This is a genomic window from Hominisplanchenecus faecis (genome assembly GCF_020687205.1).
Classification (GTDB): domain Bacteria; phylum Bacillota; class Clostridia; order Lachnospirales; family Lachnospiraceae; genus Hominisplanchenecus; species Hominisplanchenecus faecis.
Map to the genome: position 1 here is coordinate 49,958 of NZ_JAJEQE010000014.1, position 11,651 is coordinate 61,608.

An 11,651-nucleotide genomic window follows, 5' to 3' on the forward strand; every position below is an offset into this window, starting at 1 on the left:
TCCGGGGTACAGACAAAGATACAATAACCATTGGATTAAACGCGAAAGGGGAAGACGAATGAAAGCATATTTGATTCTGGAGGACGGTACTGTTTTCACTGGAAAAAGTATCGGATCGACAAAAGAAATCATCAGCGAGATCGTATTTAACACATCCATGACCGGATATCTGGAGGTGCTGACTGATCCATCTTATGCAGGACAGGCCGTTGTGATGACCTATCCGCTGATTGGAAACTATGGCATCTGCTACGAAGATATGGAATCCGCAAAGCCATGGCCGGACGGATACATTGTTCGTGAACTTTCCAGAATGCCGAGCAATTTCCGCTGTGAAGGAACGATTCAGGAATTTCTGGAAAAACACGACATTCCTGGTATTGCCGGGATCGATACAAGAGCACTGACCAAGATCCTGAGAGAAAAGGGAACCATGAATGGCATGATCACCACCTGCGAATATGAAGATTTAAGTGAGGTTCTTCCGAAGATCGCAGCATATAATACAGGCAAAGTGGTAGAAAAAGTGACCTGCACAGAGAAATACGTCCTGGAAGGAAACGGACCGAAAGTAGCACTTCTTGACCTCGGTGCAAAGAGAAACATCGCCCGCAATCTGAACAGACGCGGCTGCGAAGTGACCGTATATCCGGCACTGACCACAGCAGAAGAGATCATAGCATCCAATCCGGACGGCATCATGCTTTCCAACGGACCTGGAGATCCGAAAGAATGTACTTCCATTATTGAAGAGATCCGCAAACTGTACAATACCGATATCCCGATCTTTGCAATCTGCCTCGGACATCAGCTGATGGCACTGGCAACCGGTGCGGATACGCACAAAATGAAATACGGACACCGCGGCGGCAACCACCCGGTCAAAGATCTGCAGACCGGCCGTGTATACATTTCCTCCCAGAACCATGGCTATGTGGTAGATACCGATAAACTGGATCCGTCCGTAGCAGTACCGGCATTTGTCAATGTAAACGACGGTACAAACGAAGGACTGTCCTACACCGGGAAAAATATTTTTACGGTACAGTTCCACCCGGAAGCATGCCCGGGACCATTAGATTCCGGTTACCTGTTTGACCGCTTTATGAAAATGATGGAGGTGTCAGAATAATGCCAAAGAATCCAGAGATTAAAAAAGTACTTGTGATCGGCTCCGGTCCTATTGTCATCGGACAGGCAGCAGAATTTGACTATGCAGGAACACAGGCGTGCCGTTCCCTGAAAGAAGAAGGCATCGAAGTCGTACTTCTGAACTCAAACCCGGCAACGATCATGACCGACAAAGATATCGCAGACCGTGTATACATCGAGCCTCTGACCGTAGAAGTCGTAGAGCAGCTGATCCTGAAAGAAAAGCCGGACAGCGTACTGCCGACCCTTGGCGGACAGGCAGGACTGAACCTTGCCATGGAGCTCGAAGAAGCCGGATTCTTACGTGAGAATAACGTACGTCTGATCGGAACCACTTCCCAGACCATCAAAAAAGCAGAAGACCGCCTGGAATTCAAACAGACCATGGAAAAGATCGGTGAGCCGATCGCAGCATCCCGTGTCGTAGAAAACGTAGAAGACGGTATAGAATTTACCAAGATCATCGGATACCCAGTAGTACTGCGTCCGGCATACACCCTCGGCGGAAGCGGCGGCGGAATCGCCCACAACTATGAAGAACTCGTAGAAATCCTCGAAAACGGTCTGCGTCTGTCACGAGTAGGACAGGTTCTGGTAGAACGCTGCATCGCCGGATGGAAAGAGATTGAGTACGAAGTCATGCGAGATAGTGCCGGCAACTGCATCACCGTCTGCAACATGGAAAACATCGACCCGGTCGGCGTGCACACCGGAGACAGTATCGTCGTAGCACCTTCCCAGACCCTTGGCGATAAAGAATATCAGATGCTGCGTACCTCCGCCCTGAACATCATCAGCGAGCTTGGCATCACCGGCGGATGCAACGTACAGTACGCCCTGAATCCGGAAAGCTTCGAATACTGTGTAATCGAAGTAAACCCACGAGTATCCCGTTCCTCCGCACTGGCATCCAAAGCAACCGGCTACCCGATTGCAAAAGTTGCCGCAAAGATCGCACTGGGCTACACACTGGATGAGATCAAAAATGCCATCACAGGCAAAACGTATGCAAGTTTCGAGCCGATGCTGGACTACTGCGTTGTCAAGATCCCGCGTCTGCCGTTCGATAAATTCATCAGTGCCAAGAGAACACTGACCACGCAGATGAAAGCAACCGGCGAAGTCATGAGCATCTGCGACAACTTCGAAGGAGCCCTGATGAAAGCCATCCGCTCCCTGGAGCAGCACGTAGACTGTCTGATGTCCTACGATTTCACACACCTGGATGATGAGGAACTGACCGGACAGCTTGCTGTAGTCGATGACCGCCGTATCTGGGTGATCGCAGAAGCACTCAGAAGAGGCTTTTCCTATGATAAGATCCATGAGATCACCAGGATCGACAAATGGTTCATCGACAAACTGTGCATCTTAACAGAAATGGAAATGGCCCTGAAGACACAGCCACTGACGGCAGAATTATTAAAAGAAGCAAAACGCATCGAATTCCCGGACAACGTGATCGCACGCCTGACCGGAAAGACCGAAGAAGAGATCAAAGACATGCGTTATGCAAACGGCATCACAGCAGCCTACAAAATGGTAGATACCTGTGCCGCAGAATTTGCCGCAGAGACACCGTACTACTATTCTGTATTCGGCAGCGAAAACGAAGCCATCGAGACAAACGACCGCAAAAAAGTCCTCGTCCTTGGTTCCGGTCCGATCCGTATCGGTCAGGGTATCGAGTTTGACTTCTGCTCCGTACACTGTACCTGGGCATTTGCAAAAGAAGGATACGAGACCATCATCATCAACAACAACCCGGAAACCGTAAGTACCGACTTCGACATCGCAGACAAACTGTATTTCGAGCCACTGACACCGGAAGACGTAGAGAGCATCGTAAACCTCGAAAAACCGGACGGAGCCGTAGTGCAGTTCGGCGGACAGACAGCGATCAAGCTGACAGAAGCCCTGATGAAGATGGGCGTGCCGATCCTCGGAACATCCGCAGAGAACGTCGATGCAGCCGAAGACCGTGAGCTGTTCGATGAGATCCTGGAGAAATGCGGCATCCCAAGACCGTCAGGCCACACCGTATTTACCGCAGAAGAAGCCAAAAAAGCAGCAAACGAACTCGGCTACCCGGTACTTGTCCGCCCGTCCTATGTACTTGGCGGACAGGGTATGCAGATTGCGATCAATGACGAAGATGTGGATGAATTTATCGGCATCATCAACCGGATCGCACAGGAACACCCGATCCTCGTAGATAAATATCTGGTCGGAAAAGAGATCGAAGTCGATGCCGTATGCGACGGCGAAGATATCCTGATCCCTGGTATCATGGAGCATATCGAACGTGCCGGAATCCATTCCGGAGACAGTATTTCCGTGTACCCGGCACAGAGCCTTGATGACCACGTAAAAGCAACGATCGTAGACTACACCAGAAAACTGGCACAGTCCCTGCATGTCATCGGACTGATCAACATCCAGTTCATCGTCTGCGGCGAAGACGTATATGTCATCGAAGTAAACCCACGTTCCAGCCGTACCGTACCGTACATCAGCAAAGTGACCGGAATCCCGATCGTACCGCTGGCAACCAGAGTGATCCTCGGCAAAAAATTAAAAGAACTCGGCTATCCGACCGGACTTGCACCGGAAGCAGACTATATCGCGATCAAAATGCCGGTATTCTCCTTCGAGAAGATCCGCGGTGCTGACATCAGCCTCGGCCCGGAAATGAAGTCCACCGGAGAATGTCTCGGTATCGCAAAGACCTTCAACGAAGCACTCTACAAAGCATTTATCGGTGCCGGCATCAAACTGCCGAAGCATAAAAATATGATCATGACACTGAAAGATGCCGACAAAGAAGAAGGAATCGAGATCGCCAGAAGATTCGAGAAGATCGGATACCGCATCTACGCAACACGCGGCACCGCAAAAGTCCTGCAGGAAGCAGGCGTAAATGCGATCCGCACCAACAAGATCGAGCAGGAGTCACCGAACCTCCTCGACCTGATCCTCGGCCACAAGATCGACCTTGTCATCGATACCCCGTCCCAGGGCGTAGAGCACTCCAGAGACGGATTCCTCATCCGCAGGACAGCCATCGAGACAGGCGTTAACGTCCTGACCGCTATGGATACCGCCAGGGCACTCGTGACCAGCCTGGAGAACACCGATATCAAGAAGCTGACCCTGATCGATATCGCAACCGTGAAAAATATCTAAACAAAAAGATGATTACAGGGAGCATTTTATACTCTGTACAGAAATAATTCCCTGAGCATTGCAAAATGCCGGATACAAAAGTCCAAGAACAGATGAAATGCATGATGAAGCATAAAATCGTTATGGAGACTTTGCGTATCCGGCATTTTTTTCTTTTTTTTAAAATGATGTGGGTGTCAAAAGTCCCCAACTATGATGCCTACGGATTGTTCCGTGCGTTGCACTCCCACAATCCGCCCCAATATTCGCATATCGTGGGATTATCATCCCACTTTTATGCTCATATCGGGGCGGGTCCCAAGGTCTTTCATCCACCTATGAGCAAGCTCATGTGGATTTAGACCTTTTGACCCTGGCATCTTAAAATAAGTAGAAACAAAAAGATTGACAGATATCACATAAACGATTATAATAAACACAAAAACATAGAAAAAGTAAACATAAGACTTGACTTTTAACTATGGAACTGATATTATGAAGACATAAAGAAAGTTTACCACTGACCGATATGTGGTATATAAATGGTCGGGTTGAAAGTTTACCACTGACCGATATGTGGTATATAAATGGTCGGGTTGAAAGTTGAGTCCTTTACCAGATGGTAGAGGACTTTTTATTATGCTGGTGAGGAAAATACAATAATGAAAAAATCAGGATTCTATATTATAAAAGAACAATTTTTTGAAGATATGAATGAACCATATCTTAAAGGAAATAAAAAAGAAAACAGACCACACTATTATTGCTTTGAGGATGAGAATACAGGAATTTACTGGATGATTCCACTTTCAAGTAAAATAGAAAAATATAGAAAAATCATGGAAAAAAGAGAAGCAAAAGGAAAAACTTGTGATATATTACATATCTTAAGACTGGATGATAAGAGCGAAAGTGTATTTTTGATACAAGACATGTTTCCGATTACAGAACAATACATTGAACGAGAATATAAAATAGCAAATAATCATTTAATGCTGACCAGCGAACAAAATGTAAAAGTAATAGAAAGAAAAGCAAAAAAAGTTCGAGGGATGTTAAAACGTAGAGTGAAATTTATGACAACACAGCCAGACGTAGCAAGAATGTTAGATAAGTTAAAAAAATAAGAAAAAACGGACGTTTTTGCTTACACACATCCACCCACCCATTTCTCATATTTGAAATCTGAAATACGGTATAGCACAAAAATCATAGCAGGAGAGCATCGTGTAGAAAAAAACACGAAAAAGAAAGAAAAATATTGCCGGAAAACTATTGAAAACGCAGAGAAACTTTGTTATAATAAAAAAGCTGAATAACAAGCAATTCATTCATACTAATTTGGCTTCTTGCATCCCCAAACTGCAAGAAGCCGCTTTGTGAAAGCAAGGCATCAGGAAGAGAAAAAAAGAAAGATATGTAAAGCAAAAAGACACGAAGAAGAACAAATTCTTTTTTCGTGTCTTTTGCTGTGGAAAAGAGGTAACTTTTAATTTGGATGTTTTCAAGAAAAGAAACAAAAAGGTTGACACGTATCACATACACAAGTATAATAAACACAAACAAAATCAACACATCAAATCTTATTCGATATTCTATGCCATTCGGCAGGAAAATCCAAACATTAAAGACCTGCACGAAGCGGCAATAAACAGCAGTAATCCAGTCCTGGCAGCTTCGTGCCAAAAACAGAAGAAAAGGAGCGAGGCTTATGGGGCAAAAAGATATTACAGAAAAGGTATTGGAAGATTATAATGATGTTTTTGCAGATATCATAAATGGATTATTATTTGATGGAGTTCAGGAAATCAAACCGGAAGCTCTGGAAAATACAACCGTTCATGCACAGTACAAGGCAGAGGATGAGAAGGTTCACGAACTGGAGCGTGATATTGCAAAATACTGGAAAGAGGAAAAGGTAGAACTTGCAATCTGTGGGATTGAGAACCAGAGCAAGGTGGAGAAGAACATGCCGTTTCGCATCGTTGGATATGATGGGGCGGCATACCGCAGTCAGTTACAGCAGGAAAGAAAAAAGATGCTGCCGGTAGTGACGATCGTGTTATATTTTGGGACGGACAGACATTGGAACAGCAGGAAAAAGATCAAAGAACTGATGGAAATCCCAAGATGTCTTGATACCTATGTGAATGATTATCAGATGCATGTCTTTGAGGTTGCGTGGCTGACGGAAGAGCAGATCAGTCACTTTCACAGTGACTTCAAAGTGGTGGCAAATTTTTTTGTACAGAAAAGAAAAAACAAAGATTATATACCGGATGATCCAACAGAGATCAGACATGTTATTATGACAGTATCCCATATGGGAGACAAAATTATAGGTCATTTTGGGAATGGCTCAAATCTGGGTGTGTCAATCCAGTATTATAATGAGGTCACGCCGCTTGGAAATGCTGGTGCACTTTTTAAGTTGCGAGAGCAATTGGGAGAGGAGCCATTTCTGCTTCTGAACGCAGATGCGGTTTTTGATGTTGACTTTAATCGAATGGTCGGATTTCATCAAGAACATGGTGGATTGGTGACGCTGTTCACTCATCCGAATAACCATCCTTACGATAGTGGACTCATCATTGCGGACAAGGACATGTCGGTTCAATCTTGGTTAGCTAAGGAAGATGTTCGCCCGACATATTACAAAAATAGAGTTAATGCAGGTTTGCATGTGATTGATCCTAAAATCCTTGATATGGCATCAATTGATGTAGATAAAATCGGTACTGTGGACGAGATGACAGGAAAGACCGTAAAAGTTGATTTGGATCGGCAGCTTCTAAAACCACTAGCAGGAACCGGTGAGATGTTCTGCTATGACTCTCCAGAGTATGTAAAGGATATGGGAACTCCGGATCGCTTCCATCAGGTAGAAGATGATTTCAAGGTAGGAAGAGTGTCGGCTAAGAATCTTTCAAACAAGCAGAAAGCAGTGTTCCTCGACCGGGATGGTACGATCAATAAATATGTTGGCTTCCTTAGAAACATTAATGACTTTGAGTTGATTGATGGTGTGGCAGAGGCAATCAAGAAAATTAATGCGTCTGGTTATCTTGCAATTGTAGTCACAAATCAGCCTGTTATTGCTAGAGGAGAGGTGGCATTCCAGGAACTGGAGGAAATCCATAATAAGATGGAGACAGAACTCGGCTTGCAGGGAGCCTACCTTGATGCAATCTATTATTGCCCTCATCATCCACACAAGGGATATGAAGGAGAAATCCCAGAGTTAAAGATTGAATGCGATTGTCGCAAACCGAAGCCGGGAATGTTGCTGAAGGCGGCCGGCGATTATAATATTGATTTGAGCCAGAGCTATATGATTGGCGATGGTGAGAATGATATTAAGGCGGGCTTGGCCGCAGGATGTAAAACAGTTCTGATTAATGGTGAAGGAACAGATGCCAAGAATGAAGATTTTGGACAGGTAGACACACTGTCCTCTGTACTGGAGTTCGTAGACAAGTATTTGCATTGAAGAAAGCCTAGAATGATTTTGGGGTTTAATTAAATTGCGAGCACAGTAAAGGAGAGAGTTATGAACACAACATTACTTATTATGGCCGCCGGAATCGGTAGCCGCTTCGGAACAGGGATTAAGCAGTTGGAGCCGGTGGATGATGCTGGACATATCATTATGGACTACTCAGTCCATGATGCAATCGAAGCAGGCTTCAACCATGTGGTTTTTATTATCCGGAAGGATATCGAGAAAGAGTTCAAAGAGGTCATAGGTGATCGCATTGCCTCCATTTGCTCTTCTCATAACGTAACAGTAGACTACGCTTTCCAGGATATCAACGACATCCCGGGAGCTCTGTCTGAAGATCGGACGAAGCCGTGGGGAACTGGTCAGGCCGTGCTTGCAGCGAAGGATGTAATTAAAACTCCGTTCATCGTCATTAACGCAGACGATTACTACGGCAAGGAAGGCTTCAAGGTCGTCCATGAGTATCTGGTGAATGGCGGCAAGTCCTGCATGGCAGGCTTTGTGCTGAAGAATACGCTGTCTGATAACGGTGGCGTGACTCGTGGCATCTGCAAGATGGACGAGGATAACAACCTAACCGAAGTTGTGGAGACTAAGAACATCGTAAAGACCGCAACTGGAGCAGAAGCAGACGGAAAAGTGATTGATGTTGATTCTCTTGTTTCCATGAATATGTGGGGTTTAACTCCTGAGTTTCTGGATGTTCTGGAAGAAGGTTTCAAAGAGTTCTTCGAGAAGGAAGTGCCTGGTAATCCTTTGAAAGCAGAATATCTAATCCCAATCTTCATCGGTGAACTGCTGGAGCAGGGAAAGATGTCAGTGAAGGTTCTGAAAACCAACGATACATGGTATGGTATGACCTACCATGAAGATGTCGCAGCAGTAAAGGACAGCTTCAAGAAGATGCTGGCGGATGGCGTGTACAAGGCTGACCTGTTCAGTGATCTGTAAACGACGATGAAAGAAACGATTGATCTACTCGGGAAAATATTAACCAACATCCTGATAGCACTCTATGAGCCATTTGGATTCTCGCTTCTTCTTTCTTTCCTAGCCATGTTTTTCTATCTTTATGCTTATGAGCCTACCGCAGCAGGAAAAGGCTGGAAGAGTGCCATAGTGACATGGTATCAGAAATTCAAGGAGAGTGTGTTCTTTCGGAAGTTGTTTTTCTTATTTTTTGTGACCTCACTTATTCTGTTCCGAACCCTGTTAAACCGGAACTTGTGGATGAACCCATTGTCCGACGTTATGGGCGGATGGGGCATCTGGGAGACAGTGAACGGAGAGCAGAAGCTGACAACCGAGTGCATCGAGAACGTAATCATGATGGTGCCGTTTTCTGCCGTAGTGATGTGGACATTCGAAGAAAAGACAGGAAACGACTGGAAGGAGGTCCTGTGTCAAAGCGGTAAGATAGCATTTATCTTTTCTGTAAGCATTGAGATGCTGCAATTATTGCTTCGCTTGGGAACGTTCCAGCTATCAGACATCTTCTATAACACAGTGGGTGGAATGATTGGCGGATTGATGTATTGTGCAGTGATGAAGGCAAGAAAGCGTCTGTAAAATTGGATGAAATTGTGATATACTGGGAGCGGTAGCTCCCTACGCTGCTCGGATAATCACACACCTCTTCGTGGTGAGCAGTAGGCAACGATCTTATGATCGGCTGAGATGTGAGAAAGAAAAATATACCAGAAATAGACTAACCAAGGGAGAATAAACATGGCGGATGATTTAATGAAGAAAGAGTTAATTGCTCATAAAGTTTATTCGGCGTGGCAGTTTATCACATACACCGAAAAAAATATTAATACCGTGCAGTATTGTGCAGATACAATAGATAATGTCATTGGTAAGATGACAATGAAAACTGTGCGTTGGCAACAGGATATTTCTACTGATTTTGTTGATGATATTACTGAAGATGGAAAAAAAGTAAAACGATTATCAGTTACAACGGAAAACTCTCCAGTGTACGAAGTAAGAGTTGCGGGGGAGAAAGTTGATCCGTGGTTTTTGTTTGACAAATTGTTGCGTGATTTTTTTCAGTATACGATGAATGCATTTGACTCTATGAGTCAAATTATTAATGCTGGACTGTTGGCTAATAGAGGGAAAAAGATTGACTCTGTTGATATTCAGAAAATGATGACGACCTTCAATCAGCAAACATATAGTACTGCTTTTCCTAAAATGCAAGCGTGGCTAAATAAAATAGCGCAGTCTCAGGATTTTCAGTATATAGAAGCCATAAATAATAGAACTAAGCACACAGCTGATATTGCAAATAAGCTCTCGATGGGTATCTTGGGAAGTTCCAATACTACTGAAATCGGCTCATTCGTCCGTAAAGACGTGCAGCATGACAAGATAGAGTTATCTGATCAGCTTCAAGCAACATTAGATTTTTTGGATAGTTCTTGGAATGAATTCTTGACCGTGTTTCAAGAGGAGTATGTGAAAGATATTTATATTGAAAATCGGAAGCATGCCATTTCGGGTGTTCGACAGCAGAAATTAAAGGATGAACCGGATCAAGATTTGTCTTATGCATATATTTCGGCAGATACTACTTTTGATGCTATGCCAGATGAACTGTATATTTTACTGGTAAGCGAAAATGAAAATGAAGTATATGCTCATGAGTGTTCATTTGATACAATTCTTGTTACAGGAACGAACAACCTCGATGTGTTAGGAAGATACTGTGCTGAGGATGCAATAGGTGATGACTGTCTTTTACATTATCGTAAATATGTAAAAGATAAAACGGTTACTGGTGGTGCATGTATGTTTTATGTACACCAAGAAAATACCGTATTCTATCATAAAAATCCATATTTTAATGTTGAGTCTGTGTCAGATGATGAAACATTTCTTGCACGTACATCGTTACCTTTTTAATAGCTAAAAATATATAAAAGGAAGGAAAGAGGTTATCACCTATGCCCAGAACGAAAGGCAGCAAAAACCGTCCCAAAACCAATACCACCAAAGACTACGTATCCCAGATCGCTGAGAAGCAGGAATTTATCGTTTCCTTGACTGCTGAGATCGCATCCATCACCGCCAATATTGACACTTTGAGGGCTGATCTGAAAGAGAAGAAGTCTGCTCTGAAGAAGGCCGAAAAAGAAGTGGCTTCCCTGGAAGCGAAGAAGGCAAAGGCAGATGCTAAGGCCGCTGAAGCAGAGGTTGTGCTGAAGAAGCTGCTGGCTGGCGGCATGAGCGCAGATGAGATTCTGGAAAAGTTGAAATAAGAACCCAAGAAAAAAGAAATGCCGTGTGGACAAACTGAACTTCAGGAGTTCACACGGTATATTTTGAGGATTGCTGTATAGCTTATAACGGAAATAAAAAGGAGCGTGAGAACAATGAACTTATCAAAAATACATCACATCGCAATCAGATAGGTACATGCAAGTTTATCATAACGGGTCGCTATCCTTCGATACGCTTTTAATTTCAAGAACAGCTTTTCTACAAGATGCCGCTCTTTATAAAGCCACCAGTCACAAGAACGTTGTATTTTTGCATTCCTTTTGGATGGAATCGTCGCTTTTGCACCATTTGCATGGATGTATTTTAATACTTTGTTACTGTTATAGCCTCGATCTGCCAAAATCTTGCTTCCATTAATGTTGATTTGTTTTAAAAGAGGAATTGCATATGGAATATCATTTTTCTGGCCTTTGCTAATCATAATACGGACTGGGTTCCTGAATATTACGGTGCGGCAGAGCCGCCAGTCCGGTGTGGCGAGAGCCACCTGTCCGGACTAACGGAGCCACCCCATTTTGTTTATTAAGTTACTTTGCCATTGCTG

At 44.1% G+C, this 11,651-nt stretch carries 11 protein-coding genes; 9 read left to right on the forward strand and 2 right to left on the reverse strand.

Annotation, left to right across the window (positions count from 1 at the left end):
• The first annotated feature begins 58 nt into the window (after nt 1-58).
• From LKD42_RS06055 to cptIN, 4 genes are all read left to right on the forward strand, one after another.
• Nucleotides 59-1,132: a carbamoyl phosphate synthase small subunit gene (locus tag LKD42_RS06055; protein WP_022119556.1), complete on the forward strand. Its 1,074-nt coding sequence runs from the start codon at nt 59-61 to the stop codon at nt 1,130-1,132.
• On the forward strand, nt 1,132-4,338 hold the full coding sequence (gene carB / locus LKD42_RS06060; protein ID WP_248835118.1) for a carbamoyl-phosphate synthase large subunit: 3,207 nt from the start codon (nt 1,132-1,134) through the stop codon (nt 4,336-4,338). Before LKD42_RS06055 ends, carB begins: the two co-directional genes overlap by 1 nt.
• A gap of 101 nt (nt 4,339-4,439) precedes the next feature.
• Nucleotides 4,440-4,679: a hypothetical protein gene (locus tag LKD42_RS06065; RefSeq protein WP_248835129.1), complete on the forward strand. Its 240-nt coding sequence runs from the start codon at nt 4,440-4,442 to the stop codon at nt 4,677-4,679.
• A 300-nt stretch (nt 4,680-4,979) separates the two neighbouring features.
• Nucleotides 4,980-5,444, forward strand: coding sequence for a type III toxin-antitoxin system CptIN family toxin (cptIN, locus tag LKD42_RS06070; RefSeq protein ID WP_248835119.1), 465 nt, complete (start codon nt 4,980-4,982; stop codon nt 5,442-5,444).
• Between the two features lie 145 nt (nt 5,445-5,589).
• On the opposite strand, the gene LKD42_RS06075 is transcribed toward cptIN, so the two are convergent.
• Nucleotides 5,590-5,877, reverse strand: coding sequence for a hypothetical protein (locus LKD42_RS06075; RefSeq protein WP_248835120.1), 288 nt, complete (start codon nt 5,875-5,877; stop codon nt 5,590-5,592).
• 151 nt (nt 5,878-6,028) lie between these two features.
• Between LKD42_RS06075 and gmhB the strand changes: the two genes are divergently transcribed.
• The 5 genes from gmhB to LKD42_RS06100 all read left to right on the forward strand — a co-directional run bounded on the left by gmhB (nt 6,029) and on the right by LKD42_RS06100 (nt 11,085).
• Nucleotides 6,029-7,807 (forward strand): D-glycero-beta-D-manno-heptose 1,7-bisphosphate 7-phosphatase, encoded by a 1,779-nt coding sequence (gene gmhB / locus LKD42_RS06080; RefSeq protein ID WP_248835121.1) that lies wholly within the window; start codon nt 6,029-6,031, stop codon nt 7,805-7,807.
• 60 nt (nt 7,808-7,867) lie between these two features.
• The gene (locus tag LKD42_RS06085) at nt 7,868-8,770 is read left to right on the forward strand and encodes a sugar phosphate nucleotidyltransferase (RefSeq protein WP_248835122.1); all 903 of its coding nucleotides are present in this window, start codon (nt 7,868-7,870) and stop codon (nt 8,768-8,770) included.
• 105 nt (nt 8,771-8,875) lie between these two features.
• Complete coding sequence (locus tag LKD42_RS06090; protein WP_248835128.1) at nt 8,876-9,388, forward strand: VanZ family protein; 513 nt, start codon at nt 8,876-8,878, stop codon at nt 9,386-9,388.
• A gap of 159 nt (nt 9,389-9,547) precedes the next feature.
• Nucleotides 9,548-10,729, forward strand: a complete 1,182-nt coding sequence (locus LKD42_RS06095) for a hypothetical protein (protein WP_248835123.1) — start codon at nt 9,548-9,550, stop codon at nt 10,727-10,729.
• 41 nt (nt 10,730-10,770) lie between these two features.
• Nucleotides 10,771-11,085 carry a hypothetical protein gene (locus tag LKD42_RS06100; RefSeq protein ID WP_248835124.1) on the forward strand — a complete coding sequence of 105 codons (315 nt, stop codon included), beginning with the start codon at nt 10,771-10,773 and terminating at the stop codon, nt 11,083-11,085.
• Nucleotides 11,086-11,219: 134 nt separating this feature from the next.
• Here LKD42_RS06100 and LKD42_RS06105 read toward each other — a convergent pair whose 3' ends face one another.
• On the reverse strand, nt 11,220-11,594 hold the full coding sequence (locus LKD42_RS06105; RefSeq protein WP_331464823.1) for a transposase: 375 nt from the start codon (nt 11,592-11,594) through the stop codon (nt 11,220-11,222).
• Between the last annotated feature and the right edge of the window lie 57 nt (nt 11,595-11,651).